The 25,754-nt window shown below is 68.4% G+C and carries 23 protein-coding genes; 11 read left to right on the plus strand and 12 right to left on the minus strand.

Annotated elements, in window-relative coordinates; genetic code table 11:
- Window positions 1-241: 241 nt before the first annotated feature.
- Window positions 242-556 carry a DUF1476 domain-containing protein gene (locus SLNSH_RS05635; protein ID WP_106335704.1) on the minus strand — a complete coding sequence of 105 codons (315 nt, stop codon included), beginning with the start codon at window positions 554-556 and terminating at the stop codon, window positions 242-244.
- A gap of 331 nt (window positions 557-887) precedes the next feature.
- Between SLNSH_RS05635 and purC the strand changes: the two genes are divergently transcribed.
- Both purC and SLNSH_RS05645 read left to right on the plus strand, forming a co-directional pair.
- A complete protein-coding gene (purC, locus tag SLNSH_RS05640) occupies window positions 888-1,682 on the plus strand; it encodes a phosphoribosylaminoimidazolesuccinocarboxamide synthase (RefSeq protein WP_106335705.1) in 795 nt (264 codons plus the stop codon).
- Window positions 1,683-1,839: 157 nt separating this feature from the next.
- Window positions 1,840-2,691 carry a hypothetical protein gene (locus SLNSH_RS05645; protein WP_106335706.1) on the plus strand — a complete coding sequence of 284 codons (852 nt, stop codon included), beginning with the start codon at window positions 1,840-1,842 and terminating at the stop codon, window positions 2,689-2,691.
- 106 nt (window positions 2,692-2,797) lie between these two features.
- On the opposite strand, the gene SLNSH_RS05650 is transcribed toward SLNSH_RS05645, so the two are convergent.
- The 8 genes from SLNSH_RS05650 to rpmB form a co-directional block, all read right to left on the minus strand.
- Window positions 2,798-3,211, minus strand: a complete 414-nt coding sequence (locus tag SLNSH_RS05650; protein WP_106335707.1) for a F0F1 ATP synthase subunit epsilon — start codon at window positions 3,209-3,211, stop codon at window positions 2,798-2,800.
- Between the two features lie 108 nt (window positions 3,212-3,319).
- Window positions 3,320-4,741 carry a F0F1 ATP synthase subunit beta gene (atpD, locus tag SLNSH_RS05655; protein ID WP_106335708.1) on the minus strand — a complete coding sequence of 474 codons (1,422 nt, stop codon included), beginning with the start codon at window positions 4,739-4,741 and terminating at the stop codon, window positions 3,320-3,322.
- Between the two features lie 21 nt (window positions 4,742-4,762).
- A complete protein-coding gene (locus SLNSH_RS05660; RefSeq protein WP_106335709.1) occupies window positions 4,763-5,635 on the minus strand; it encodes a F0F1 ATP synthase subunit gamma in 873 nt (290 codons plus the stop codon).
- A 36-nt stretch (window positions 5,636-5,671) separates the two neighbouring features.
- The gene (gene atpA, locus SLNSH_RS05665) at window positions 5,672-7,201 is read right to left on the minus strand and encodes a F0F1 ATP synthase subunit alpha (protein WP_106335710.1); all 1,530 of its coding nucleotides are present in this window, start codon (window positions 7,199-7,201) and stop codon (window positions 5,672-5,674) included.
- The gene (locus SLNSH_RS05670; RefSeq protein ID WP_106335711.1) at window positions 7,201-7,761 is read right to left on the minus strand and encodes a F0F1 ATP synthase subunit delta; all 561 of its coding nucleotides are present in this window, start codon (window positions 7,759-7,761) and stop codon (window positions 7,201-7,203) included. The genes atpA and SLNSH_RS05670 overlap by 1 nt, the downstream gene beginning before the upstream one ends.
- A 257-nt stretch (window positions 7,762-8,018) precedes the next feature.
- Entirely contained in the window at window positions 8,019-10,223 is a 2,205-nt protein-coding gene (locus SLNSH_RS05675) for a primosomal protein N' (RefSeq protein WP_106335712.1), read from the minus strand.
- Between the two features lie 158 nt (window positions 10,224-10,381).
- A complete protein-coding gene (locus tag SLNSH_RS05680; RefSeq protein ID WP_106335713.1) occupies window positions 10,382-11,005 on the minus strand; it encodes a queuosine precursor transporter in 624 nt (207 codons plus the stop codon).
- A gap of 92 nt (window positions 11,006-11,097) precedes the next feature.
- Window positions 11,098-11,388: a 50S ribosomal protein L28 gene (rpmB, locus tag SLNSH_RS05685; protein ID WP_106335714.1), complete on the minus strand. Its 291-nt coding sequence runs from the start codon at window positions 11,386-11,388 to the stop codon at window positions 11,098-11,100.
- 289 nt (window positions 11,389-11,677) lie between these two features.
- Between rpmB and SLNSH_RS05690 the strand changes: the two genes are divergently transcribed.
- The 5 genes from SLNSH_RS05690 to SLNSH_RS05710 all read left to right on the plus strand — a co-directional run bounded on the left by SLNSH_RS05690 (window position 11,678) and on the right by SLNSH_RS05710 (window position 18,062).
- Window positions 11,678-12,559 carry a DUF3108 domain-containing protein gene (locus SLNSH_RS05690; RefSeq protein WP_158266689.1) on the plus strand — a complete coding sequence of 294 codons (882 nt, stop codon included), beginning with the start codon at window positions 11,678-11,680 and terminating at the stop codon, window positions 12,557-12,559.
- Window positions 12,560-13,003: 444 nt separating this feature from the next.
- Window positions 13,004-16,264 carry a helicase-related protein gene (locus SLNSH_RS05695; RefSeq protein ID WP_106335716.1) on the plus strand — a complete coding sequence of 1,087 codons (3,261 nt, stop codon included), beginning with the start codon at window positions 13,004-13,006 and terminating at the stop codon, window positions 16,262-16,264.
- Between the two features lie 7 nt (window positions 16,265-16,271).
- Window positions 16,272-16,586 carry an RNA-binding S4 domain-containing protein gene (locus SLNSH_RS05700; protein WP_106335717.1) on the plus strand — a complete coding sequence of 105 codons (315 nt, stop codon included), beginning with the start codon at window positions 16,272-16,274 and terminating at the stop codon, window positions 16,584-16,586.
- A 220-nt stretch (window positions 16,587-16,806) separates the two neighbouring features.
- Window positions 16,807-17,145 carry a ferredoxin FdxA gene (fdxA, locus tag SLNSH_RS05705; protein ID WP_106335718.1) on the plus strand — a complete coding sequence of 113 codons (339 nt, stop codon included), beginning with the start codon at window positions 16,807-16,809 and terminating at the stop codon, window positions 17,143-17,145.
- 332 nt (window positions 17,146-17,477) lie between these two features.
- A complete protein-coding gene (locus SLNSH_RS05710) occupies window positions 17,478-18,062 on the plus strand; it encodes a CarD family transcriptional regulator (RefSeq protein WP_106335719.1) in 585 nt (194 codons plus the stop codon).
- An 82-nt stretch (window positions 18,063-18,144) separates the two neighbouring features.
- Here SLNSH_RS05710 and SLNSH_RS05715 read toward each other — a convergent pair whose 3' ends face one another.
- Window positions 18,145-19,011, minus strand: coding sequence for a dienelactone hydrolase family protein (locus SLNSH_RS05715; RefSeq protein WP_106335720.1), 867 nt, complete (start codon window positions 19,009-19,011; stop codon window positions 18,145-18,147).
- A 158-nt stretch (window positions 19,012-19,169) separates the two neighbouring features.
- Between SLNSH_RS05715 and SLNSH_RS05720 the strand changes: the two genes are divergently transcribed.
- Entirely contained in the window at window positions 19,170-20,039 is an 870-nt protein-coding gene (locus SLNSH_RS05720; protein ID WP_106335721.1) for an RNA polymerase factor sigma-32, read from the plus strand.
- Between the two features lie 21 nt (window positions 20,040-20,060).
- On the opposite strand, the gene SLNSH_RS05725 is transcribed toward SLNSH_RS05720, so the two are convergent.
- Both SLNSH_RS05725 and SLNSH_RS05730 read right to left on the minus strand, forming a co-directional pair.
- A complete protein-coding gene (locus SLNSH_RS05725; protein WP_245422075.1) occupies window positions 20,061-21,506 on the minus strand; it encodes a M48 family metalloprotease in 1,446 nt (481 codons plus the stop codon).
- 148 nt (window positions 21,507-21,654) lie between these two features.
- Window positions 21,655-22,314: a thermonuclease family protein gene (locus tag SLNSH_RS05730; protein WP_106335723.1), complete on the minus strand. Its 660-nt coding sequence runs from the start codon at window positions 22,312-22,314 to the stop codon at window positions 21,655-21,657.
- 624 nt (window positions 22,315-22,938) lie between these two features.
- Between SLNSH_RS05730 and SLNSH_RS05735 the strand changes: the two genes are divergently transcribed.
- The 3 genes from SLNSH_RS05735 to SLNSH_RS05745 all read left to right on the plus strand — a co-directional run bounded on the left by SLNSH_RS05735 (window position 22,939) and on the right by SLNSH_RS05745 (window position 25,749).
- Entirely contained in the window at window positions 22,939-23,433 is a 495-nt protein-coding gene (locus SLNSH_RS05735) for a YciE/YciF ferroxidase family protein (RefSeq protein ID WP_106335724.1), read from the plus strand.
- A gap of 130 nt (window positions 23,434-23,563) precedes the next feature.
- Window positions 23,564-24,574 carry an LLM class flavin-dependent oxidoreductase gene (locus tag SLNSH_RS05740; RefSeq protein WP_106335725.1) on the plus strand — a complete coding sequence of 337 codons (1,011 nt, stop codon included), beginning with the start codon at window positions 23,564-23,566 and terminating at the stop codon, window positions 24,572-24,574.
- Between the two features lie 203 nt (window positions 24,575-24,777).
- Window positions 24,778-25,749, plus strand: a complete 972-nt coding sequence (locus tag SLNSH_RS05745) for a DMT family transporter (RefSeq protein WP_245422077.1) — start codon at window positions 24,778-24,780, stop codon at window positions 25,747-25,749.
- Window positions 25,750-25,754: the final 5 nt, after the last annotated feature.

The following is a 25,754-nucleotide window of genomic DNA, read 5'->3' on the forward strand; positions in this document are numbered from 1 at the left end:
ATGTTTCCCCCAAGGCCGGACTGCGCCGGCGTTCTGGCGCAGGCCTGGGGGACACGGTCCGCCCGCCGCCCGCGGATGGGGGAGACTAGGCGGCCCGGCCGCCACGGGGCAACCCGGCGCGGCGGCATGGCTGCCGCGCAACGAGGCTGAACTCAGCGGCACCGAGCGGCCGGGTCATTCCCGACCGGCGCGGCGCGGGCCGCCGGGGATGACGGCCCGAAACCATGGCGTCCGCAGCGCTTCAGGCGCCGTCCTTCACCTGCTGGACGGCCTTGGCGAAGAGCTCGTTCATGGCTGTGCGGATCTCCGTCTCGCTGACCTTCGCGCCGAGGTCGGCGCTGACCTTGCGGAACACGTCCTCGTCGCCGACTTCCTCGAAGTCGGCCTTCATGACCTCGCGCGCGTAGGCTTCGGCGTCCGGGCCGGACTTGCCGAGCTTCTCGGCGGCCCAGAGGCCCAGCAGCTTGTTGCGGCGCGCCATGGCCTTGAAGCGGATTTCCTCGTCGTGAACGAACTTCTGCTCGAAGCCCTGCTCGCGCTTGTCGAACGTCGTCATCGGTTCCCTCTCCTGATGGCGCGCCCCGGCGCCCGGAATCTCCCGCCCCGATATAGCTACGCGGGCGCCGCGGCGCCAGTCGGCACGCACCCTCGACTTGCGTTGGAGCCCCGAGAGGGCCATATACGCCATGAACCGCGGACAGCCTCGCCGCGATCGCCCCGCAAAACGATTAGGCGATCGTCCAAAGGATGCCGAAAGGCCCCATGATTGTGCTGGCGCCCCCGATAAGCTAGTTTGCGGGCGCGAGCACGAGGCGGGTCCGCCCATCCGTACCTGCCCGCCCGCACTCACGTCGCGGACGGCCTCCCCGGGGAGCCCGGCCGTACCCATGGATTTTCTCAAGACACGGTATACGCCGATGAACCGCCGCCGTCGGATCTACGAAGGCAAGGCCAAGGTCCTCTACGAGGGGCCCGAGCCGGGTACTCTGATCCAGCACTTCAAGGATGACGCGACCGCCTTCAACGCGAAGAAGCACGAGGTGATCGACGGCAAGGGTGTGCTCAACAACCGGATCTCGGAGTACATCTTTCAGCACCTCAACGACATCGGAGTGCCCACCCACTTCATCCGCCGGCTGAACATGCGCGAGCAGCTCATCCGCGAGGTGGAGATCATTCCGCTCGAGGTCGTGGTTCGCAACGTGGCGGCCGGCTCGCTCGCCACGCGCCTCGGCATCGAGGAAGGCACGCAGCTGCCGCGCTCCATCATCGAGTTCTATTACAAGAACGACGGCCTCAACGACCCGATGGTCTCCGAAGAGCACATCACGGCTTTCGGCTGGGCGACGCCCCAGGAGATCGACGACATCATGGCGCTGGCCATCCGGGTCAACGACTTCCTGTCCGGGCTCTTCCTGGGCGTGGGCATCCGCTTGGTCGACTTCAAGATGGAATGCGGCCGCCTCTGGGAAGGCGACCTCATGCGCATCGTGGTCGCGGACGAGATCTCGCCCGACAGCTGCCGGTTGTGGGACATCAAGTCCAACGACAAGCTCGACAAGGACCGCTTCCGCCGCGACCTCGGCGGCCTCGTGGAGGCCTACACCGAGGTGGCCCGCCGGCTCGGGATCGTGAACGAGAACGAGCGTGTCAACGGCTCTGGCCCCAAGCTGGTGCAGTAAAGGCGCTGCACAACTTTTCATAGAAAGCCGCCTCCGGGCGGCTTTTCTTTAACCAGAAATTCAGAGATGCGCACGCCGTCGAATTTTTGATTTTTGATTTGTTTGCGGTTGATGTTAGGTCATCTCCAGCTGTAACACTGCTGGAGGTATACCGATCATGGCTTCAACGCCGCGCTCTTCTCAAGCCGGGAATACTCTGCTGAGCGTCGCCCACGCGGGCGGGCAGGGCAAGACGACCGTCGCCCAACTGCTCTATCTCTCTTCAAAGAAACTTGGGCATACGTATGGGCTCTACGCGGCCGATTTCCAGGATGACTCGGCAAAGTCCAAGCTTGGCAAGATGTATCCAGATCGAGTCACCGAGTTCGGCGTCGGCGCCGCGCTAACGGCCGCGCGGATCGAAAACAACGCCAACGCGGCGCTTCGTTATTGGGATCGGATCGGAAACCTGTTCCTGTCCGGCAACGCCATCGTGGATCTTGGCGCGAACGTCATTCAAAGCGTCGTCGATTGGGGTGTGGACCGCCATGTCGCCGAACTCATGGAGAAGCGGCAGGCCCCGAAGGTGGATCTTTTCTGCGTCTGCAAGGCGCAGAAGCATGCATTCGACGACATCTCCAGCCTCATCGAGGACGTTGCCTCGAAGAAGCCGTTCCGGTTCAACCGGATCTTCGTGGTGCAAAATGAAGTCGGCGGCTCATTCGAGGGCTCGCAGTTCGATACGCGCCTGAAGGACCAGTTTCGCGAACTCGACCTCGTCTTTCTCACCTTGCCTGCGTGTCAGGCCGAGATCTGGCCGGCGATCGAACGCAAGGGCGCATCTCTCGAAGCCGTGTTGGGTGCAGATGAGGAAGAACTGATGGCGATGCTGGACGTGGACCTCTGGACCGCGTCGTCGGGGCTCGCCGAGGTTAAATCCTGGTTTGAATTCACGTTGAAGAGCTTCAAGGACCTCGACGTGTTCGGCCGTCGCGATGTCCGCTCATCGGCGGCGGCGAAGGCGTCTTGATCCTGTCCCGATTCGGGGAACGCGACTTTCCGAAGGATCGGCTGCAATCCGCGACCGCAAACGAAAAAAGGGCCGCTTGCGCGGCCCTTTTTGGTTGATCGCTGCCTCAGTGGGCGGCGGGATGCATCAGCGTCTCGCGCAACGTCACCAGCTGGGCCAGGCGGTCGGCGGCGGCGCGGCGGCTCTCCTCCGTGCCGGCCTTCTCGAAATCAGCCTCGGCGGCCTTGATCTCGGCGGCGATCACGTCGTCGGTGACTTCCTCCACCGGGATCGCCTGCTCGGCCAGGATTGTCAGGCCGCGCGGGGAGACCTCGGCGAAGCCGCCGCGGACGAAGAGGCGCTGGGTGTTGTTCTGCGGGCCGGTGACCACGACCACGCCGGGGCGCAGCGTCGACATCAGCGGGGCATGGTCCTTCAGCACGCCGAAGTCGCCCTCGGTCCCGGGAACGACGACCTGCTCGACCTCAGCCGAGATCAGCAGCCGCTCGGGCGAGACGAGTTCGAACGGGAACGTGGCCATGGAAATCTCCGACCGGTCCGGGCCTTAGGCCCGCGGGAAGGGGTCTTCTGGTCCGCGCGAGCGCGGAAAACGAGACCCGGCGGCCGGAGCCGCCGGGGTGCTTGAACCTTACGCGGCCTCGGCGGCCAGGCGCTGGGCCTTCTCGACGGCTTCGTCGATCGAGCCGACCATGTAGAAGGCCGCCTCGGGGAGGTGGTCGTACTTGCCTTCCACCAGGCCCTTGAAGCTCTTGATCGTGTCGGCGAGCGACACGAGCTTGCCAGGCGAGCCGGTGAAGACCTCGGCCACGTGGAACGGCTGCGACAGGAAGCGCTCGATCTTGCGGGCGCGGGCCACGGCGAGCTTGTCCTCTTCCGAGAGCTCATCCATGCCCAGGATCGCGATGATGTCCTGGAGCGCCTTGTAGCGCTGCAGGGTCGCCTGCACGGCGCGGGCCACCGCGTAGTGCTCCTCGCCGACGATGCGCGGGTCGAGCATGCGCGAGGTCGAGTCGAGCGGGTCCACGGCCGGGTAGATGCCCTTTTCGGCGATCGAACGCGACAGCACGGTCGTGGCGTCGAGGTGGGCGAAGGAGGTGGCCGGGGCCGGGTCGGTCAGGTCGTCGGCGGGCACGTAGATGGCCTGCACCGAGGTGATCGAGCCCTTGGTGGTCGTGGTGATGCGCTCCTGCAGGGCGCCCATGTCCGTGGCGAGCGTGGGCTGGTAGCCCACCGCCGACGGGATGCGGCCCAGGAGCGCCGACACCTCGGAGCCCGCCTGCGTGAAGCGGAAGATGTTGTCCACGAAGAAGAGCACGTCCTGGCCCTGGTCGCGGAAGTGCTCGGCGACCGTGAGGCCCGTCAGAGCGACGCGGGCGCGGGCGCCCGGGGGCTCGTTCATCTGGCCGTACACCAGGGCGCACTTGGAGCCCTCGCCGCCGCCCTTCTTGTTCACGCCGGACTCGATCATCTCATGGTAGAGATCGTTGCCCTCGCGGGTGCGCTCGCCGACGCCGGCGAACACCGAATAGCCGCCGTGCGCCTTCGCGACGTTGTTGATCAGTTCCATGATCAGCACGGTCTTGCCCACGCCCGCGCCGCCGAACAGGCCGATCTTGCCGCCCTTGGCGTAGGGAGCCAGCAGGTCCACGACCTTGATGCCCGTCTCGAGGATCTGGGCCTCGGTGGACTGCTCGGCGTAGCTCGGGGCCGGCTGGTGGATGGCGCGCTTGGCCTCGGCCGGGACCGGGCCCGCCTCGTCCACCGGCTCGCCGATGACGTTGATGATGCGGCCAAGCGTGCCGGCGCCGACCGGCACGGCGATCGGGGCGCCGGTGTCGGCCACGGGCTGGCCGCGCACGAGGCCCTCGGTGGTGTCCATCGAGATGCAGCGCACCGACGACTCGCCGAGATGCTGGGCAACCTCGAGCACGAGGCGGGCGCCGTTGTTGGTGGTCTCGAGAGCGTTGAGGATCTCGGGGAGGTGGCCGTCGAACTGAACGTCGACGACGGCGCCGATCACCTGGGTGACGCGTCCGGTGGGATTAGCCATGGTCCTGTCCTCGGTCTGGCCTCAGAGCGCCTCGGCGCCCGAGATGATTTCGATGAGTTCCTTGGTGATCATCGCCTGACGCGTCCTGTTGTAGGTCAGCGTCTGCTTCTTGATCATCTCGCCCGCGTTGCGGGTGGCGCTGTCCATGGCGCTCATCTGCGCGCCGTAGAACGAAGCCTGGTTCTCGAGCAGGGCGCGAAGCACCTGCACGGAGATGTTCTGCGGCAGGAGGGTCGCCAGGATCTGGCTCTCGTCCGGCTCGTATTCGTAGGAGGCGAGCGAACCGCCCTCCGCCTGGGCCGGGATCTCCGCAGGGATGATCTGCTGCGCCGTCGGGATCTGGGCGATCACCGACTGGAAGCGCGAGAAGAAGATCGTGGCGACGTCGAACTCGCCGGCCTCGAACAGCTGGATGATCTTCTTGCCGATCATGTCGGCCGTGTCGAAGCCCAGCACCCGGACCGAGCGCAGCTCGATGAAGTCGATGATCAGGCTGGCGAACTGGCGGCGAAGGACGTCGTAGCCCTTCTTGCCCACGCACAGGATCTTGACCGTCTTGCCCTGGGCCTGGAGGGCCAGGATGCGTTCGCGCGCCAGGCGCGCGATCGACGAATTGAACGCGCCGGCGAGGCCGCGCTCGCCGGTGAAGACGACGAGCAGGTGCATGTCGTCCCTGCCGTTGCCGGCCAGCAGCGCCGGAGCGCCGCTGCCCGAGACGCCGCCGGCCACGTTGGCCAGCACCGCGGACATGCGCTCCGCGAAGGGGCGCGCGGCCTCGGCCGCCGTCTGGGCGCGGCGGAGCTTCGCCGCCGCGACCATCTGCATGGCCTTGGTGATCTTCTGCGTCGCCTTCACGGAGGCGATGCGATTGCGCAGATCCTTCAGCGAAGCCATTGCCCGCCCTTCCTCGTGTTCAGATCAGCGAAGCGCTTACGCGAAGGACTTGGCGAAGGTGTCGACCACGTCCTTGAGCTTCTTGGCCGTGTCGTCCGACAGGTCCTTTGAAGCGCGGATCGCGTCGAGCACGTCCTTGTGGCTGGTGTGCAGCGTGCCGAGCAGGCCGTCCTGGAAGGCGCGCACCCGGTTCACGGGCAGGCGGTCCAGGTAGCCGTTGACGCCGGCATAGATCACCGCGACCTGCTCCTCCATCTGCAGCGGCGAGAACTGCGGCTGCTTCAGGAGCTCGGTCAGGCGGGCGCCGCGGTTCAGCAGGCGCTGCGTGGTGGCGTCGAGGTCGCCGCCGAACTGGGCGAACGCCGCCATCTCGCGGTACTGGGCGAGCTCGCCCTTGATCTTGCCCGCGACCTTCTTCATCGCCTTGGTCTGGGCCGAGGAGCCCACGCGCGACACCGAGAGGCCGACGTTCACCGCCGGGCGGATGCCCTGGTAGAACAGGTCCGTCTCCAGGAAGATCTGGCCGTCCGTGATCGAGATCACGTTGGTCGGGATGTAGGCCGACACGTCGTTGGCCTGCGTCTCGATGACCGGCAGCGCGGTGAGCGAACCCGAACCGTTGTCCTTGTTCAGCTTCGCGGCGCGCTCCAGGAGGCGGGAGTGCAGGTAGAACACGTCGCCGGGGTACGCCTCGCGGCCCGGGGGACGGCGGAGCAGCAGCGACATCTGGCGGTAGGCGACGGCCTGCTTGGACAGGTCGTCATAGATGATCACGGCGTGCATGCCGTTGTCGCGGAAGTACTCGCCCATGGTGCAGCCGGTGAACGGCGCCAGGAACTGCATGGGGGCCGGGTCCGACGCGGTGGCGGCCACCACGATGGAGTACTCCAGCGCGCCCTGCTCCTCGAGCACCTTCACGAACTGCGCGACCGTGGAACGCTTCTGGCCCACCGCCACGTAGACGCAGTAGAGCTTCTGGCTCTCGTCGCCCGACTGGTTGATGGCCTTCTGGTTCAGGATCGTGTCGAGCGCGATCGCGGTCTTGCCGGTCTGGCGGTCGCCGATGATCAGCTCGCGCTGGCCACGGCCGACCGGGATCAGGGCGTCCACGGCCTTGAGGCCGGTGGCCATCGGCTCGTGCACGGACTGCCGCGGAATGATGCCGGGCGCCTTCACGTCCACGCGCATGCGCTTGTCGGCGACGATCGGGCCCTTGCCGTCGATCGGGTTGCCGAGCGCGTCCACGACGCGGCCGAGCAGGCCCTTGCCGACGGGGGCGTCCACGATCGCGCCGGTGCGCTTGACCGTCTGGCCTTCCTTGATGTCGCGGTCGGAGCCGAAGATCACGATGCCGACGTTGTCGGTCTCGAGGTTCAGCGCCATGCCGCGAACGCCGTTCTCGAACTCGACCATCTCGCCCGCCTGGACGTTGTCGAGCCCGTAGGCGCGGGCGATGCCGTCACCGACGGACAGCACCTGGCCGACCTCGGTAACCTCTGCCTCGGAGCCGAAGTTCCTGATCTGCTCCTTGAGGATCGCGGAGATTTCTGCGGCGCGGATGTCCATCAGCCGACCTCTTTCATCGCGGTACGAATGCCGTTGAGTTTGGTGCGCAGGGAAGCGTCGACCATCTTGGAGCCGAGCTTCACGACGATGCCGCCGATGATCGCCGGGTCGACCTTGACGTCGAACTCGACCTTCTCACCCGCGACCTCCTTCAGGGCCTGCTTGATGTCGCCCATGACCTTCTCGGAAGGCCGCTCGGCGACGGTGACTTGCGCGCGGACGACGCCCTTCGACTTGTCCGCCAGGGCGCGATAGGCGCGCACCATGTCGTGGACCGCGAAGAGGCGGCGCTTGGCCGCGACCAGCTTCAGGAAGTTGGCCGACAGGCCCGTGATGCCGACCTTGTCCAGGATCGGGCCCATGGCCTTCTCCTGCTCCTCGGCGGAGAACACCGGGCTGCGCACGAAGCGCTCCATGTCGGGGTTGTCTTTGATCAGGGCGTCGAAACGGTCGAGGTCGCCACCGACGGCGTCGACGGCGTTCGCCTCCTGGGCGAGTTCGAACAGCGCGGCCGCATAACGGCCGGCCACACCGGAAACGATCGTGTTCTCTTGAGCCACCGGCCGTCTCTCATCTGTCCGGACGCTTCGCGCCACGGACCTGCGCGCGGGGATCGGCGAAGGGTGTCGTGGGCGCCACGTCTGGGGTGGAACGGACCTGCACACTCGGCAAGCCGCGCATACGCGCAGGCGTGCTCCGACGCCGGTCCGAAAGGCGCGCGTGAACTAGCATGATGTTCCGGGGGGCGCAACCCGACCGGCAGCCCTGCCGTGCGAGACTTTCGGGGAGGACGCGAGGGTGTTGATAAGGCCCGCCGCTAGAGGAAGCTCATCGGGTCCACGTCCACCTGGACGCGGGTGTTTCCGGTCGCCTTGGGGCCTTCGCGCAACCAGTGGCGGAGCCAATCCTGCATGGGGAATTCGCGGGGCGTCTTCACCAGCATCCGGAAGCGGTGGCGGCCGCGCACAACCGCGATGGGCGCCTCGGCGGGACCGAGCACCATGACTTCCGGATGGTGCGGGGCGGAGCGGGCCAGGGCCCTGGCGTGGGCCTCGGCGGGCCCGCGCTCGTCGGCGGAGACGATCACCGCCGCGAGCCGGCCGAAGGGCGGCAGGCCTGCGGCCCGGCGCATGGCGATCTCCTCGGCGTAGAAGCGCTCCACGTCGCCAGACAGCAGCGCCTTCAGCACGGGGTGGTCGGGCTGGAACGTCTGCAGAAGCGCGCGGCCGGCGGTGTGGCCGCGGCCGGCGCGGCCGGTCACCTGCTGGAGCACCTGGAAGGTGCGCTCTCCGGCGCGCGGGTCGCCGGAGGCGAGGCCGAGATCGGCGTCCACCACGCCGACGAGCGAGAGGCTGGGGAAATTGTGGCCCTTGGCCACCAGCTGGGTGCCGATGACGATGGGAAACTCGCCGGCGGCGACCGCCTCCAGTTCGCGTCGCAGCCGCTCGGTCCCCCCCGGGAAGTCGGAGGAGAGCACCAGCGACGGGACGCCCGGGAAAGCTTCCGCGACCTCCTCGGCCAGGCGCTCCACCCCGGGCCCGCAGGCGGCGAGGCAGTCGAGCGCGCCGCAGGACGGGCACGCGTCGGGGCGTCTCTCCACATGGCCGCAATGGTGGCAGACAAGCGCTCGGCGGAAGCGGTGCTCCACAAGCCAGGCCGTGCAGTTCGGGCACTGGAAGCGGTGCCCGCAGGCGTTGCACAGCGTGAGGGGGGCGTAGCCGCGACGGTTGAGGTAGAGCAGGGTCTGCTCGCCGCGATCGAGGGTCTCGCGGACCGCGTTGACCAGCTTCTCGGAGAGCCACTTGCCCCGGGGCGGGCCGTCCCGGCGCATGTCGATCGCCGCGAGGTCCGGAAGGGCTCGGCCGCCGAAGCGGCCCGGAAGGCGCAGGTGGCGGTAGCGCCCCTGCTCGGCGTTGACCCGGCTTTCGATGGAAGGCGTGGCGGAGGCCAGAATGACGGGCGCGCCCTCGATGCGTCCGCGCACCACGGCCATGTCGCGCGCGTGGTAATGGACGCCGTCCTCCTGCTTGTAGGCGTGCTCGTGCTCCTCGTCGACGACGACGAGGCCGAGATCCCGGAAGGGCAGGAACAGGGCCGAGCGGGCGCCGGCCACCACCAGGGCCTCGCCCGAAGCCACGGCGGCGTGGGTGCGCTCGCGGCGGCGCCCGGCCATGCCGGAGTGCCACTCGGCCGGGCGCACGCCGAAGCGGCCTTCGAAGCGGTCGAGGAACTGCGCCGTGAGGGCGATCTCGGGCAGCATGATGAGCGTCTGTCGACCGCCGCGGATCGCGTCGGCGACGGCCTCGAAATACACCTCGGTCTTGCCCGAGCCGGTGACGCCCTCCAGGAGGGTCACCGAGAAGGCGCGGGCCCGCACGGCGTCCCGCAGGACGGCCGCAGCCTCGGCCTGAGAGTCCTCCAGCGCCGTATGGGCGTGGTCGGGATCCGGCCGGGGGGCTATGGGGGACGGGAGGATGCCGACCGTCTCGAGCGTGCCCTCGTCGACGAGGCCGTCGATCACCGCGAGGCTGACGCCGGCGGCGTCGGCGAGCTCCCGCTTCGGCTTGGGCGCTCCGTCGCCGGCTGCGGCGAGAACCTTGGCGCGGGCCGGCGTCAGACGCCTGGGCGGCTGACCGACGAGGCGGACGCCGGTGATCATACGCTCGGGCTGGTCGGATTCCGGGGCGCGCAGCGCCATGCGCAGCACCATGCCGCGGGGGGCGAGCGTGTAGCGGGCTACCCAGTCGACCAGCTTGCGGAGCTTTTCCGACAAAGGCGGGCATGGCGCCTTGGCGGTCACCTTCTTCAGATTGGACCCGGACGCGCCACGGCGAAGCTCCCAGACGACGCCGACGGTCTCGCGCGGGCCAAAGGGGATCTGGACGACACTGCCCTCCTCCAGCGCGAGGCCGTCCGGCGCCGCATAGGAATAGGTCTGGTCGAGGGCCACCGGCGTCAGCACCTCGGCGATCAGCGCGCCGGACGTCTGGTCATCGAGGAGGGGAGCGTCAGCCGTCGCCATGGGGGAGGCTTAGCAGAGATTCGGGCCGCATTGGCGTCCCGCTTGCCCGGAGGCCGTCATTGCGCGCCGAAGGCGAAGCGATCCAGGAGGCCCGTGCGAGTCATTGCCCCCTGGATTGCTTCGTCGCCCTTCGGGGTCCTTGCAACGACGGGCATGTCTCACCGCGCCGGCTGCGGGGCCACCTTTTCCATGGGCAGGATCACCGACATCAGGGCGCCGTAGGGCAGCAGGGCCAGCAGGGCGATGACGACCTTCACGGCGAAGTCGCTGAGGGCGAGACTCTGCCACAGCGGCAGCGGGTGGTGACCCAGGAAGGGGATCTCGACCGACATCTCCGGGATTCCGGCGAAGGCGATGGAGAAGAACAACGCCGTGTCCAGCGCCGAGCCGACCAGGCTGCCGACCAGCGGGGCGCGCCACCACGTCTGGCGCCGCAGGCGGTTGAAGACCGTCACGTCCAGCAGCTGGCCCACCAGGTACGCCGTGCCGGATGCGAGCGCGATGCGCGGCGTGGCGAGCGCGAACGACAGCCCGATGGCGATCACGAAGCCCACGCCCACGAGCTTGCGGGCGATTCCGACTCCGTAGCGGCGGTTGGTCAGGTCCGTGACGAGGAACGACACCGGATACGTGAAGGCTCCCCAGGTCAGGTAGTCCTGTAGGCCCCAATAGGGAAAGGGATGCTGCACCAGGATGTTGGACGCCACCACCACCAGCGTCATGGCGGCGACGGGCAGCGCGAGGGAGCGAACGTCGGCGTCGAAGGAGGTGGTGAGAGACATGGGGGCCTCCGGGTCCGGGGTGGTCGTCAACGCGAAAAGCCTCGCCGCGGGGCGAGGCTTCAGGCGTGAAGCGAAAAAAGGCTGAGTGGCGCTTACTGCGCCACCGCCGCCTTCTTGGCGATCTCGCGCTTCAGCTCGCGGGCGCCCTGGGACAGCTCCTCCTCGGAGGCCTTGGCCAGGAACGCGTCGAGGCCGCCGCGGTGCTCGACCGAGCGGAGCGCATGCGCCGACACCCGCAGGCGCACGGCGCGCTGCAGCGAGTCCGACTGCAAAGTCACATGGAACAGGTTGGGCAGGAACCGCCGCTTGGTCTTGCGGTTCGAGTGGCTCACCAGGTGGCCACTCTGCACACCCTTGCCCGTCAACTCACACCGACGCGCCATGGTCGATCGTCCTTCGTGTTCTGAGCGTCCGTGGGCCACACGGCGAGCGTCTCGCCGAAAAGCAGAAGGCGGCCGAAGCCGCCGCCGGAACCCACGCAGCAATCAATGGTGGGCTGCTCTATAGTGGCGGGCGCCGCCAGCGTCAACCGTCATCGGCGCGCGTGGGGCGCGGTCGCCCACGGCCACACGAATCAGGCATGCTATGCGCCACGAATCCGACGCTTTCCCGCGCGAGACAAGCCCGATGGTCCGGATCGGCGCGAGCCGGCTCCCTTTTCGCAAGAACGCCATGACTAACCGTCTCACCCTGAGGAAGACCGGCGCCCTGGCCGGGGCTGCGCTGCTCTTTTCCGTCGCGGCTGAGCCGGCGCGCGCCGAATCCCTGGCGATCACCTACGGGCTGTCCCTGGCCGGCTTGCCGATCGGCACGGCCCAGATGACGGGCTCGGTCACGCGCGAAAGCTACAAGCTGGACGTGCAGGCCAAGATGACGGGGCTTGCCGGGCTTCTCACCAGCGGGCGCGGCGCGGGCGTCGCGTCCGGCGTCAACGCGGGCGGCAAGCTGCTGCCGTCCGCCTATGCGCTGTCGTCCGGGGGCGGAAGTCAGGTCTACACCGTGCGCATGGCGCTCAAGAGCGGCGACGTGGCGGCCGTCGACATCCAGCCGCCGCTCGACGCCAAGGTCGACCGCGTGCCCGTTCTCGAGAGCCACAAAAAGGGCGTCGTCGACCCGGTGAGCGCCCTGTTGTTTCCCGTGGCGGGGCGGGGCCCCCTGATGGAGCCGGCCGCCTGCGACCGCACCATTCCGGTGTTCGACGGAGCGGGGCGCTTCGACGTGACCCTGAGCTACGCGGCCAGGAAGGACGTGGATGTGCCAGGCTACAAGGGGCCGGTGCTTGTCTGTTCGGCGCGCTACACGCCGATTTCGGGGCACCGCGTGAGCCGGAAGTCGACGCAGTTCATGGCCGACAACCGGGACATGGAGGCATGGCTCGCTCCCGTCGAGGGCGCGCATGCGTTGGTGCCGCTGAAGATCGCGGTGCGCACCATGGTGGGCACGACCGTGATCGAGGCCACGAAGGTGAACCTCACCAAGACGGCGGACGCCGGCGCGCCCGCGTCGCCGGGCGGGGGCGCGCGGCACGCGTTCGCGGAGCCGGCCCGTCCCTGACCGGAACGTGCGGGAGAGCCTTGGCGCTCCGGCGCCGGCTGGGGAAGGCGCCGGCTTATAGCGACGGCTTTGCGAGGCTGGCCTTCACGCGGGAAAGTTGTTTGAGCCCCGCGTAAAGATCTTGTTCACCGTGGCGGAGTCGATCTGCCGGGCCGATCCGCTGGCGCTGAGTCCCGGACGCAACGGCTCGACTCCTGTGCGGGCTGCGCAGGAGACGCGGCGACTCGCAAGACTTGCGCCGCGGCCGCATAATTACTGGCGAGAACAAAACTAGACTCATCGCGAGTCGCCGATTCGGGCTCGATTCGTTCGGGACTCGTTCCCTCGAAATATGTCGCCCGCCTCTGGTTGAGATGCTAAAGGGGCCCGGACGGCTTCTCCTTCCGCGCTCACGGCCGCGTCCATGCTCGCCGGCCGCCCGACCTTTCCCCATATCCAGGTCCGATGCTGCCACGCTCCCTTCCGCCATCCATTCGCGCGCGCGGCGTCACGGCCGTGCTCGGGCCGACAAACACAGGCAAGACGCACCTGGCGATCGAACGCATGGTCGCCCACGGGGGCGGGCTGATCGGCCTGCCCCTGCGCCTGCTCGCGCGCGAGGTGTACCAGCGCCTGGTCGAGCGCACGTCCGCGGACGCGGTCGCCCTCGTGACGGGCGAGGAGAAGATCAAGCCGGCGGGCGCGCGGTTCTGGGTGGCGACCGTCGAGGCAATGCCGCGGGATCTCGAGACGCCCTTCGTGGCGATCGACGAGATCCAGCTCGCGGCGGACCGGGACCGGGGCCACGTCTTCACGGACCGGCTCCTGAACATGCGGGGGCGGGCCGAGACGTTGCTGATCGGCGCCGCCACCATGAAGCCGCTGATCGAGCGGCTCCTGCCCGGCGCCAACATCGTGTCGCGGCCGCGGCTTTCGAAGCTCACCTTCGCGGGCGAGAAGAAAATCACAAGACTGCCCCGGCGCAGCGCCATCGTGGCCTTCTCGGCCGAGGAGGTCTACGCCATCGCCGAACTCATCCGGCGCCAGCGCGGCGGCGCGGCCGTGGTGATGGGCGCGCTCTCCCCGCGCACCCGGAACGCCCAGGTGGAGATGTACCAGTCGGGCGACGTGGACTATCTGATCGCGACGGACGCGATCGGCATGGGGCTCAACCTCGACGTGGACCACGTCGCCTTCGCGGCGGACCGGAAGTTCGACGGCGCCATGCATCGGCGGCTCAATCCGGCGGAGTTCGGCCAGATCGCCGGGCGCGCCGGCCGTCACCTTCGCGACGGCACGTTCGGGACCACGGGGCGCTGCGAGCCGTTCGACACCGAGCTGGTCCGCGCGCTCGAGGATCACGCGTTCGACGCCGTGAAGGTGCTGCAGTGGCGCAATCCGGAGCTCGATTTCGGCACGGTCCCGCGCCTCATCGCTTCGCTGGAGCGGAATCCGGCCGAACAGGGCCTCACGCGCGCCATCGCGGCCGACGACGTGATCGCGCTCGAGACGGTTTCGCACGACGCCGAGATCCGGCGGTACGCGGCGAGCCCGGCCGACGTCGCGCGGTTGTGGGACGTGTGCCAGGTGCCGGACTACCGCAAGGTCGCGCCCGCCGCGCATGCGGATCTCGTCGCGACCATCTACCGCCAGCTGATGCGTGACGGACGGCTCAGCGAGGACTGGTTCGCCAGCCGCGTGAAGGAGGTGGACCGCACCGACGGCGACCTCGACACCCTGTCCAACCGCATCGCCCAGGGTCGCACGTGGACCTTCGTGGCCAACCGGCCCGACTGGCTCCGCGATCCTGAGCATTGGCAGCGGGTCACCCGTCAGGTAGAGGACAGGCTGTCCGACGCTCTGCACGAGCGTCTGGCGCAACGATTTGTGGATCGCCGCACGAGCGTGCTGATGCGGCGCCTGAGAGAGAATGCGATGCTCGAGGCGGAAATCACGGCGGCGGGCGACGTGCTCGTCGAGGGCCACCCGGTCGGCCGGCTGCACGGATTCCAGTTCGCGCCGGACCCGCAGGCCGGCGGCTCCGAAGCGAAGGCGCTGCGAAACGCGGCCCTGAAGGCGCTGTCGACGGAAATCGACAACCGCGCGGCTCGGCTGGCCGGATCCGGCGACGACGCCTTCGTGCTGGCCAATGACGGCTCGGTGCGCTGGCAGGGCGAGGTGATCGCCAAGCTGACGGCCGGGGACAAGCTGCTGGAGCCGCGCTTGCGTCTCCTCGCCGACGAGCAGCTCACAGGCGCGGCCCGCGACCAGGTCCAGGCGCGCCTGGACCTCTGGATCAAGGCCCATGTCGAGAAGCTGCTCGGCCCGCTGCTGAAGCTGGAGAACGCCGAGACGCTGACGGGCATCGCCCGCGGCCTCGCGTTCCAGATCGCCGAGGCGCTCGGCGTTCTGGAGCGGTCGAAGGTGGCCGACGACATGAAGCACCTGGACCAGGACGGCCGCGCGGCGCTCCGCAACTACGGCGTCCGCTTCGGCGCCTACCACCTCACCGTCCCGGCCCTCCTGAAGCCGGCTCCGCGCAGCCTGGCCGCGCAGCTGTGGGCGCTGAAGCATGGCGGCCCCGAGCCCAAGGGCCTCGACGACATCCTGCATCTGGCGGCCTCGGGCCGCACCTCGATCCCGGTGGACAAGGAGGTCGCCAAGGGCCTCTACCGCGCCGCCGGTTTCCGGGTCTGCGGCGAGAGGGCCGTTCGCGTCGACATCCTGGAGCGCCTGGCGGACCTGATCCGGCCGGCCATCCACTACCGCCCGGGCGTCACGCCCGGCGAGCCGCCGCCGGGGTCTGCCGACGGCGAGGGCTTCGTGGTCACCACGGCCATGACGTCGTTGTGCGGCTGCGCCGGTGAGGACTTCGCGTCCATCCTGCGCTCGCTGGGCTACCTCATGGACAGGCGCGCCGGACCGGCGATCACGGTTCCACTGGTCCCCGCCGCCGCGACGGCGCCGGCCGCGGAAGCTGCTGCCTCGGCCGAGCCGCCCCAGCCCGCCGAGGCCTCGCCGGCCGAGTCGGTCGGGGAAGAGATGGAAGTCACGCCGATGGAGGCCATCGTGGCCGACTTCGCCGCGGGCGGCGTCGCTCCCGAGGCTGCTCCGGCCGCGCTGGAGCTGGATCAGCAGGAGAATGCCGCTGCTGCGGTCGCCGAGGCCAGCGCGGAGCCTGCCACGGCCGAGGCTTCAGAGTCGGCTCTCTCCGCCCAGCCGGCGGTAGACGCCGCGGGCGCGGACGCCCCGGTCGACGCTCCCGCCGAGACAACGCCGGCCGAGCCGGCGCTCATCGAGGTGTGGCGCCAGCACCGGCACCATGGCGGGCAGCGGCCCGCCCGCGACCGCAACGCGCGCGGCGGGCGTCCCGGCGAGCGCGGCGCCCATCTGGGCCGTGGACGCCATAGCGAGCAGCCGCAGGGAGAGCGCGGCCCCCGGCACGAGCGCGGACCGCGCCCGATGCGGGCCAATGACGGACGCCCGGCGGCCGAGGGCCGCTCCGAGGGACGGCCGGACGGCGAACGCGCCGAACACCGCGGGCCGCGCCGGGACGAGCGCTTCGGCAACGGCAAGGGGCCCCACCGTGGGTCGGGCAAGGGCGGCGGCAAGCCCGCCGGCGGCTGGACCGAGCGGCCGCCGCGCGAGAAGGCTCCGGATCCGAACTCGCCCTTCGCCAAGCTGCTTGCGCTGAAGGCCGAGCTCGAGTCCAAGCAGAAGGGCTGACGGCCGCATGGCTCGCCGCCACGGCTCCGGGTCCTCCTCCGACGACCGCGAACCCGATGGCGGCGCCGAGCGCCAGCGCCTCGACAAGTGGCTGGTCTATGCGCGCTTCGCCAAGACGCGGACGGTGTCGTCCGAGCTGGTGGAGAACGGCCGGGTGCGGATCAACGGCGCACGGGTGACCAATCCGGCCCGGGCGCTCGTGGTCGGGGACGTCCTGACCCTGGCGCTGCCGCACGCCACGCGCGTCGTGCGCGTCCTGGCGGTAGCGGAACGCCGGGGTTCGTTTCCGGACGCACAGACCCTCTACACGGAGGTCTCCTGATCAAGGAGGCATGCGCCGGCCGCGACAGCGTCGCTCCAGCTCCGCAGTCCGCCCATATTGCCAGACCTTGGCGTCTCGGCTAGGCATCCGGCGGTAAGGACCCGTGCTGACGCCCCTTTTCGCCGGCATCGGGCGCCCCAGATGACCAGGAGCGGCCCTGCGGGCTTCGACCGCCGCGGGCCCGTCCTATCGCCGGCGGCAGCCGGCCCGGGAGTTCGCAATGACGTATGTCGTCGTCGAAAACTGCATCAAGTGCAAGTACATGGACTGCGTGGAGGTGTGTCCGGTGGACTGCTTCTACGAAGGCGAGAACATGCTCGTCATCCACCCCGACGAATGCATCGACTGCGGCGTTTGCGAACCGGAGTGCCCGGCCGAGGCGATCAAGCCGGACACGGAGTCGGGCCTCGACCAGTGGCTCAAGCTGAACGCGGAATACGCCAAGAGCTGGCCCAACATCACGGTGAAGCGCGACCCGCCGGCGGACGCCAAGGAGCATGACGGCGAGGCCGGGAAGCTCGATAAATATTTCTCTCCCAACCCCGGCCAAGGCGATTGACATCGGGCGGATGTCGCCCATCTGACACAACGAGTCGCAGGCGCAACAGGCGGGCTGCGGCTCGAAACCTTTGATTTACCCACCCTATTGTGATAGGGTGTGAAAAGTCGATCACATCCGGCGCGCCTCGCCTCATTCTGAATTCATGACAATGGAACGAAACCCGCTACGGGCTGAGCGGGAACTGCTAGGCGTTTTTGTAATCGGCTGAAATCATCAGACGGCGTGAGTGTCCCATTCGCGCCGCGGGGGTGTGTCCAGTCGGCCTTGGCCGACCTTCGCGTGTATCCAGCCAGGCTGCCTCGGCCAGGCCTCAGGGAGATGTCCTGAATATGACGACCGCTAAGAAGAATACCATTCGCCAGGGTTACAAGACGGGTGAGTTCGTCGTGTATCCGGCGCATGGGGTCGGGCAGATCATGGCGATCGAGGAGCAGGAGGTCGCCGGGTTCAAGCTCGAGCTCTTCGTCATCTCCTTCGAGAAGGACAAGATGACGCTGCGCGTCCCGACAGCCAAGGCGGCTTCGGTGGGCATGCGCAAGCTGGCCGAGAACGCGCTGGTCGCGAAGGCGCTCGAGACGATCACGGGTCGCGCCCGCATCAAGCGCACCATGTGGTCGCGCCGCGCCCAGGAGTACGAGGCGAAGATCAATTCGGGCGACCTGATCGCGATCGCCGAGGTCGTGCGCGACCTGCATCGCTCCGACGCCCAGCCCGAGCAGTCCTATTCCGAGCGCCAGCTCTACGAGGCGGCCCTGGACCGCATGGCCCGCGAGGTCGCGGCTGTGAACCGTCTCCATGAGACGGAGGCCCTGAAGCTGATCGAGACGCAGCTGGCGAAGTCGCCCAAGCGCGCCAAGCCCAACGATGTCGAGGCCGCCAACGAGGCGGACGAGGAGCAGGAAGAGGCCGCCTGATCGGCGCAGAAAGCCCGCCCCAGAGTTCAAGAGCCCGGCCTCCGCCGGGCTCTTTCTCGTTCAACCGCACGGAGATGCGGGCTCAACCGCCCAGGTATCTGTTCAGGAAGGCGACGGTCCGGTCATAGGCGAGCGCGGCGGCGGCCTTGTCGTAGCGCTCGGCGCTGGTGTCGTTGTGGAAGGCGTGGTTCACGCCTTCGTACACGTAGATCTCGTGAGGCGTCCCGGCTGCCCTCAAGGCCGCATCGTAGGCCGAAATGCCGGCGTTCACGCGCGTGTCCAGGCCGGCGTAGTGGAGCAGCATGGGGGCCTTGATGCGGGGGACGGCGTCCACTGGCGGCGCCACGCCGTAGAATGCGACGCCCGTCCCCAGGCGGGGCTCCCTCACGGCGAAGATGTTGACCATCCCTCCGCCCCAACAGAAGCCCACCGCGCCCACCTTGCCGTTACTGTGTTCGTTCCCCTGCAGGAAGGTGAGCATGGCGGAGGCCTGGCGGACGACGGTCTCACCAGGCAGCTTGGCGACGAGTTCGCGCGCCGCGTCGCTGTCGCGGGGCGTTCCCCCGAGCGGCAGCAGAAAGTCTCCGGCCAAGGCAAGAAAGCCGGATGCGGCCAGCCGCCGCGCGACATCCTCGATGTGCGGGTTCAGGCCACGGTTCTCGTGAAATACGATCACGGCCGGCCACCGGCCGCCATCCTTCGGATAGGCCAGGTATCCGGCGATTTCGACGCTGTCGACGGCCTTTTGGACCCGTTCGGTCACGATCCTCGGGTCGTTCTCGGGAACCAGAGCCGCCCGGGCGTAGTTCGGCTCCAACGCGGCGAGGGCGGCGGCCACTGCGACCGGTGAGCCAGCGAGAACCGACAGGCGCTCCAGGAACGTTCTGCGAGCGAGGGGCTTGTGGGTGTACTCGTCGTAGAGATCGATAATCCGTTGATCGAGCGCCATCGGCGACCTCCGGTTGACTTGGACCCCTTGGACCCCAGCGAAACCGCGCGTCATCGTGATGACGCGGCCATCGGATCTCAAGTGGGGTGGCGAGCGGCGGGTGATCCGGCCCGATCACGACTGCGTATTCGTTTCAGGATTCCGACACGGAGGCCGGCATGGGTGAGATCTCAGGTGTGCGACGCACCTTTGTGAGGGCGGCCATGGACGCTCCCTTCCTTTCGAGGGAGGAGGAGCACGGTCTCGCCCTGCGCTGGAAAGACGAGAAGGACCAGGTCGCCCTTCACAAGCTGGCGGCCGCGCACATGCGCCTGGTGATAGCCATCGCGGCCCGCTTCCGGCACTATGGGCTGCCCATGGCGGACCTGATCCAGGAAGGGCACGTGGGCCTGCTCGAGGCGGGCGCGCGCTTCGAGCCCGAACGGGAAGTGCGGTTCTCCACCTACGCGACGTGGTGGATCCGGGCCTCCATCCAGGATTACATCCTGCGCAACTGGTCCATCGTTCGCGGCGGCACGAGCTCGGCCCAGAAGGCCCTGTTCTTCAACCTGCGCCGGCTGCGGGCGAAGTTGTCGCAGAGCGCCGCCGCGGACCAGACGATCGACGTGCACCAGGAGATCGCGACGGCCGTGGGGGTGTCGCGCAGCGACGTCGCCCTGATGGAGGCGCGGCTGTCCGGGTCCGACATGTCGCTCAACGCTCCCCTGACCGAAAGCGAGTCGGGCGCCGCCGAGCGGGTCGACTTCCTGGTCGACGACGCCCCATTGCCCGACGAGGCGGTGGGCGAGGCGATCGACTCCGAAAGGCGGGTGAAGTGGCTGCGTTCGGCCCTGACCGTGCTGTCCGAGCGTGAGCTCAACATCCTGCGGGAGCGCCGGCTGTCGGAGGAATCGGCCACGCTGGAATCCCTCGGCGACCGCCTGGGAATCTCGAAGGAGCGCGTCCGCCAGATCGAGAGTCGGGCCATGGAGAAACTTCGGCGGGCGCTCCTGGAGCGCCACCCGGAGCCGAACACGGTTTTGATCTGAGCCGGGCGGCGGCGCGGAGGCCTACTCCACGATCACCTTGTACGTCGAGCCCGGCCGCACGGGCCCGTTGCGTTCGATTCCATTGAGCAGCTGGAAACGCTCGACCGGGCGATCCGTCGCCATGCGCTCCGCCAGGGTCTCGACGGTGTCTCCCGCCTGGGCCGTCACGAGCCCGATCCTGAGCGGCTTCACGGCCGCGGACTCCCCAGAGCTCATCAGGTGGAAGCTCTCGACAGCGTCCCGGAACTGCCGGTCCATATCCGGCGTGTAGTTCTTGGCCGCCAGAATGAAGCGATAGGTGGATTGGCCCGACTGCACGGCGGCGAGGCGGAAGGTCCATTCATCGCCCTTGGCGACGGCCGTCACGGCCGGCAGGCCGTTGACGGTGATGCTCTCCACTGGGCCGACCTCGACGCCCTCGATCCAGCCCGACACGATGTAGGACTGCAGCGTCATGCCGTCCGGCATCTTCACGCTGTCGAAGCGCAAGGCCTGGGCCCCTCCGGGCGCCAGGCCCAGGACCGCGGAGGAGGAATTCTCGAGCACGAAGCTTGCCGGCGCGCTGAAGGCGAATCCGAGCTGCGGATGGAGGAAGCGGTTGCCGCGCACGACGCCTTCGGACGGGTCGTCGCCGAAGGTCATCCCGGCGATCGCCTGCAGATAGTGGTCGCGGTCCGTCTCGCCGATTCCCGGCGCCCGGATCTGGCGCGCCGCCGCCAGAGCCTGGGCGACGCGTTCGGGGGTGGACGGGTGCGTGGACAGGAAGTTGGGGCCTTGGTTGGGCTTCTCGCCGAGCATTGTGGCGCGCATCGACGACTGCCGGCCCAGGGAGGCCAGGAAACGCGCGGCGCCGAACGGGTCAAAGCCGGCCTTGGCGATGGTGCGCACCCCGATCTGGTCGGCCTCCAGCTCCTGGGCGCGGGAGAAGCTCGCCAGGGTGAGCTTGCCGCGGGCCTGCACCACCTGCTGGGCGTCGGAGTCGTTCAGGACTTCGGCCACCACGCGGCTGACGATTTCGGAGCGCCGCTCCAGCTCGGCCCGCTGCATGGCGTGGTTGAGGGTGACGTGGGCCACCTCGTGCGCCATGACGGCCGCCACCTCGGAGGTGTCGTTGGCGAGGGCGAGCAGGCCGCGGGTCACGTAGAGGTTGCCGCTCGGCAGCGCGAAGGCGTTGACCACGGGCGAGTTCAGGATGGTGACCTGGTACTGCTGGTCGGGCCTGTCGGTCGCCCCCGCCACGCGCTTCATCACGTCGTTGAGGAGGCGCTCCGCCACCGGCGAGCGATACTCGCCGCCGAAGTTGCTCACCAGTTTCTTGTGTTCGCGGGCGCTGAGCGGCTCGACGCCGGTGACCTTCGGGGCCGACGCCGGCAGGGTCGGGGACGTGCCAGCCCCGAAGCCGATGCGGTCGGAGGCGCAGCCCGCGACAACCGCGCCCAGCGCGAGGGCGCAGGCGAACGCGGCCAAACGCCGAAGCGGGCCTAGACGGTGGGCCTGCGCGCCCTGACTTGCTTCCACAGCCGACATACCCGCGATTGGCCGCAACCCCGGCGCATTCGGCGCCGCAATCGCCCTTTCGAGCCGCCGCTCCCGAAATTCCGGATCGACCCTTCCATCAGTCGATCCGCTCGATGTCCTCGGGGGCGTTCAGTTCGATCAATGGCCCGCCGCTTTCGGCGACCACGCCGCGGACCCTGATGCGCCGCCCCCGCAGGGATGACCACCTCATGCCCGAAGCTTCGATCCTGTTCAAGGTTCGTTTCGAAACAGTGACGGTGAAGTCCTCGCTCCACACAGGCCCGAAATTCAGATAGGCGCGCGTTTTGCGCTCGGACGTCCCGAGCACCAGGCCCTCGACGAGGGCGTAGCGGCCAGCCTGCGCGAGGATGGCCTGGGGCTCGGCGGCGTCAAGCTTCGCGCCAGGATCCGACCAGGCGCCGCGACCGGCGCGCCTCGCTTCCTCCTCCAGGGCGAGCAGCCTGCGGACGCATCCGGCGGGCACCTCCCCGGGACGCGCGGCGGCGAGTCCCTCGCCGACGAGCATGGCCGAGAGTTCTCCGTCGGCGCCCGTGATCCAGGCCGGCATGCGACCCCAGCGGTCCGGGCGGCCAGCCAGGGGAGCAGCCCGAAAGGGGCCCCGCCGGCTGAAGTCCGACAGCCGCGCCCGGCGGCTCGGCTCCGAAGCCGCCGCGCTCCAGGCGATTCCGGCGGGCGTCCAGATCCGGCCGTCTGGCGCGGCCAGGTCGCCCTCCGCTGTCACGGCGAGTTCCGCCACGGGTTCCCCGGCGCCCGGCCGGCATTCGGCGGGCTGAGCCGTCGCGCTAGGCGGGGCAAGCACAACGCAGGCCCCCAGCGCCGCCGCCGCAGCCGCGATGGGAAAAGGCCGGGGCCTGAAAGCTTCCGAGTTTTGCGCCTGATGCAATGCTGACCCGTCCCGGGAGGACATGTCAGCTCAGACCTGCCCGAGCCGGTGGTCAATACACGTTTTGCGCGAAGTTCCGGCTGGATGTCTTCCTCACCGATCGCGCTTTTTTTGAGGCCAGAGCAAGAACATTGAGCACGCTCGTGAATTAAACTCCCAAGCGAGGTGCCATCTGACATGGATTTCAAGGACGACGACGGCTGGGCCGGGCCACCCCGGCGCGGCCTCCATCAAGTTGTGCCGGCGCGCGGAGACTCGCCCATGGAGCGGGTTGCCCGCGGTTTGCGCGGCGAACTGGGGCGCACTCTCCTGGAGCCTCTGCCGCCAGGCTGGGAGCATCTGCTGCGGCAATTGGGAGAAGCCGAGCGGCGCAGCGAGAGCTGGCGGGGACGTGGCCCGCGAGCCTGAAAGGCTCGGGAACTCTCGGCCCTGGCTTGGGTTGTGACGCCACCGGAGTTCGAATTCTTGGAGGCGCCGATGGCCGCGAAACAGAAGACCTTGGACGACCTTTTTCTCGAGACCCTGAAGGACATCTACTACGCCGAGAAGCAGATTCTCCGGAACCTGCCCAAGATGGCCAAGGCTGCGAAGACTAACGAGCTGAAGCAGGCCTTCGAGCAGCACCGCGAAGAGACCGAGGGCCAGGTGGAACGCCTCGAGCAGATCTTCGAGCAGCTCGGCAAGCCGGCTCGCGGCAAGACCTGCCAAGCCATCGTGGGCATCGTCGAGGAGAGCCAGGAAGTGATCGAGGACTTCAAGGAGTCCGACGCCCTGGACGCCGGGCTGCTGGCGGCCGCGCAGGCCGTGGAGCACTACGAGATCTCCCGCTACGGCACCCTGCGCACCTGGGCCCAGCAGCTCGGCATGCAGGACGCGGTCAAGCTCCTGGAGCAGACCCTGCAGGAAGAGAAGAAGACCGATGACCTGCTCACCAAGATCGCCGAGCAGCAGGTGAACAAGAAAGCCGCCTGAGTTCATTTCGGCGAAAAGCCCCGGACGCTTCGTCCGGGGCTTTTTTGTGCGTGGGCCTGCCCTGCGGCCCCCGGGGTTGAACGCGGGCGCCCGGGCTGCAGATTACCCTGATCGCCCTGGAGCGCCCGCCATGCTTCCCCTGTCCATTCTCGATCTCTCGTTCGCCACCACCGGAGCGTCCTGCGCGCAGTCGTTGCGCAACACCATCGACCTCGCGGTCATGGCTGACGCCATCGGGTTCACACGTTTTTGGGTCGCCGAGCACCACAACCTGCCCTCCGTGGCGAGCCCGGCCCCCGAGATCATGATCAGCCAGATCGGAAGCGTCACCGGGCGCATCCGGGTCGGGTCCGGCGGGGTGATGCTCCCCAACCACGCGCCCCTCATGGTAGCCGAGCGGTTCAAGATGCTGGAGGCGCTGTTTCCCGGCCGGGTGGACCTGGGCATCGGCCGGGCGCCCGGCACCGATCCGGTCGCGTCGTATGCGCTCCGGCGGCTCCAGGGCGACGTGCAGGCGGACGATTTTCCCCAGCGACTGGAAGAGCTGATGGCGTTCGGGGCAGGGGCGTTTCCTCCGAACCACCCGTTCAGCCGCATCACCGTGATGCCTTCGGATGTCCCGCTGCCGCCGCTCTGGATGCTGGGGTCCAGCGACTATGGCGGCAAACTGGCCGCGCAGATCGGCGTCGGCTTCGCGTTCGCGCACCATTTCGCCAGTCATGACGCAGCGGACGCGCTGCTCACTTACCGCAACCGATTCGCGCCCGGCGCTCTGGCCAAGCCGCACGCGATCCTGGCCACGGCCGCCATCTGCGCCGAGACGGACGAGGAAGCGCAGCGGCTGGCCTCCAGCGCGGACCTGAGCGCCCTGCGCCGAAGCCGGGGCGTGTACGGCCCGCTGCCGAGCCCCGAGGAAGCGGCCGCGCAGGAGTATGGCCCGCAGGACCTCGCCTTTATTCGGCGCAACCGGGCGCGGCTGTTCGTGGGCACGCCCGATTCGGTGCGCGACCAGCTGCTCGAACTGGCTGGCAGCGTGCAGGCCGACGAGATCATGCTCACCGCGGCGGTGCATGACCATCAGGCGCGCAAGCACTCGTTCAGGTTGCTGGCTGAAGCGTTCGGCCTGCCCGCCGGGGCCTGAAACGGCCCAGATCTTTACCTTTCGGCAACAGGTGCGTCGGGATTAGGGCCGATTCTGCCCGGAATGCCGCATTTGGACGAGAAATTGGCGCGCCGTTGGAAACGGTCCTGCAACATTGCATGCCTATACTTCCAACATCGCGCTTCTGATCTTCTGCAGATGGGCGCAAAGGAACAGCGTCTCCTCGAACCTACGAGCCCGCCGTGAGCCCCCCGCCCGTCATCGCTGACGCCGTCGAGCCCCGCACCCTGACGATCGCGCCGCGCGCCCTCGCGCGCGCCTCCCAGGCGACGGCTGCGGCGAAAGACAATCCCGCGATCGGGATCGCCTATATCGTGGGGTCGACCCTGTTCTTCGCCACGGGCGACGTCGCGGCCAAGATGCTGACCTCGACGATCCCGGCGGTCGAGATCGCCTGGATGCGCTACGTGGTGTTCTGCGCCATGGTGCTGCCGCCCCTGTTCTGGCTGGGCGGCGCCAGGGGCCTGGCGACTCGCAGGCTGCCCCAGCAGGCGCTGCGCGGGCTCGGCATGGTGAGCTCGTCCGTGGTGTTCATCGTGGCGCTGGCGCATATGCCGGCGGCCGAGGCGACCGCCATCAACTTCGTTTCGCCGATCTTCATCACGGCCCTGTCCATCCCGATGCTGGGCGAGAAGGTGGGTATGCGCCGCTGGATCGCCGCCGCGGTCGGACTCGCGGGCGTGGTGATCGTGGTCCAGCCGGGCGGTTCTTCCTTCCAGATCGCGGCGCTCCTGCCGGCCGCCTCGGCGGCGATCTGGGCGGTGACGGCCATCCTGACCCGCATGATGAGCAGCGAGAAGCCCGAGGTGACCCTTGGGTGGTCGGGCGTCGTCGGACTCGCGGTCCTGACGGTGGCCGTGCCCTATGGCTGGGTGACGCCCACGGGGACCGAGATGCTGTGGGGACTGCTGATGGGCGTCGGCTCGACCATCGGCCATTCCATGCTGGTGCTGGGCTACCGTAAGGCCGCCGCTTCCGTGCTCGCGCCTTTCAGCTACACGCAGCTCGTGTTCGCGAGCGCATTCGGCTTCCTGGTGTTCGGCTCCGTTCCGGGCGCCGCGACGGTGTTGGGGGGCCTCATCATCGCGGCGAGCGGCCTCTATACGGCGCATCGCGAGCGCGTACGGGCGAAGCTTTCGAAGGCTGAAGGTTAGGCCGA

Source organism: Alsobacter soli, from assembly GCF_003004785.1.
Classification (GTDB): Bacteria; Pseudomonadota; Alphaproteobacteria; order Rhizobiales; family Beijerinckiaceae; genus Alsobacter; species Alsobacter soli.

What these genes read in the sequence shown, in the direction of transcription:
- SLNSH_RS05635 (WP_106335704.1), bottom strand. Translation starts at nt 556, where the DNA reads ATGACGACGTTCGACAAGCGCGAGCAGGGCTTCGAGCAGAAGTTCGTT.
- purC (WP_106335705.1), top strand. Translation starts at nt 888, where the DNA reads ATGGATTTTCTCAAGACACGGTATACGCCGATGAACCGCCGCCGTCGG.
- SLNSH_RS05645 (WP_106335706.1), top strand. Translation starts at nt 1,840, where the DNA reads ATGGCTTCAACGCCGCGCTCTTCTCAAGCCGGGAATACTCTGCTGAGC.
- SLNSH_RS05650 (WP_106335707.1), bottom strand. Translation starts at nt 3,211, where the DNA reads ATGGCCACGTTCCCGTTCGAACTCGTCTCGCCCGAGCGGCTGCTGATC.
- atpD (WP_106335708.1), bottom strand. Translation starts at nt 4,741, where the DNA reads ATGGCTAATCCCACCGGACGCGTCACCCAGGTGATCGGCGCCGTCGTC.
- SLNSH_RS05660 (WP_106335709.1), bottom strand. Translation starts at nt 5,635, where the DNA reads ATGGCTTCGCTGAAGGATCTGCGCAATCGCATCGCCTCCGTGAAGGCG.
- atpA (WP_106335710.1), bottom strand. Translation starts at nt 7,201, where the DNA reads ATGGACATCCGCGCCGCAGAAATCTCCGCGATCCTCAAGGAGCAGATC.
- SLNSH_RS05675 (WP_106335712.1), bottom strand. Translation starts at nt 10,223, where the DNA reads ATGGCGACGGCTGACGCTCCCCTCCTCGATGACCAGACGTCCGGCGCG.
- SLNSH_RS05680 (WP_106335713.1), bottom strand. Translation starts at nt 11,005, where the DNA reads ATGTCTCTCACCACCTCCTTCGACGCCGACGTTCGCTCCCTCGCGCTG.
- rpmB (WP_106335714.1), bottom strand. Translation starts at nt 11,388, where the DNA reads ATGGCGCGTCGGTGTGAGTTGACGGGCAAGGGTGTGCAGAGTGGCCAC.
- SLNSH_RS05690 (WP_158266689.1), top strand. Translation starts at nt 11,678, where the DNA reads ATGACTAACCGTCTCACCCTGAGGAAGACCGGCGCCCTGGCCGGGGCT.
- SLNSH_RS05695 (WP_106335716.1), top strand. Translation starts at nt 13,004, where the DNA reads ATGCTGCCACGCTCCCTTCCGCCATCCATTCGCGCGCGCGGCGTCACG.
- SLNSH_RS05700 (WP_106335717.1), top strand. Translation starts at nt 16,272, where the DNA reads ATGGCTCGCCGCCACGGCTCCGGGTCCTCCTCCGACGACCGCGAACCC.
- fdxA (WP_106335718.1), top strand. Translation starts at nt 16,807, where the DNA reads ATGACGTATGTCGTCGTCGAAAACTGCATCAAGTGCAAGTACATGGAC.
- SLNSH_RS05710 (WP_106335719.1), top strand. Translation starts at nt 17,478, where the DNA reads ATGACGACCGCTAAGAAGAATACCATTCGCCAGGGTTACAAGACGGGT.
- SLNSH_RS05715 (WP_106335720.1), bottom strand. Translation starts at nt 19,011, where the DNA reads ATGGCGCTCGATCAACGGATTATCGATCTCTACGACGAGTACACCCAC.
- SLNSH_RS05720 (WP_106335721.1), top strand. Translation starts at nt 19,170, where the DNA reads ATGGGTGAGATCTCAGGTGTGCGACGCACCTTTGTGAGGGCGGCCATG.
- SLNSH_RS05735 (WP_106335724.1), top strand. Translation starts at nt 22,939, where the DNA reads ATGGCCGCGAAACAGAAGACCTTGGACGACCTTTTTCTCGAGACCCTG.
- SLNSH_RS05740 (WP_106335725.1), top strand. Translation starts at nt 23,564, where the DNA reads ATGCTTCCCCTGTCCATTCTCGATCTCTCGTTCGCCACCACCGGAGCG.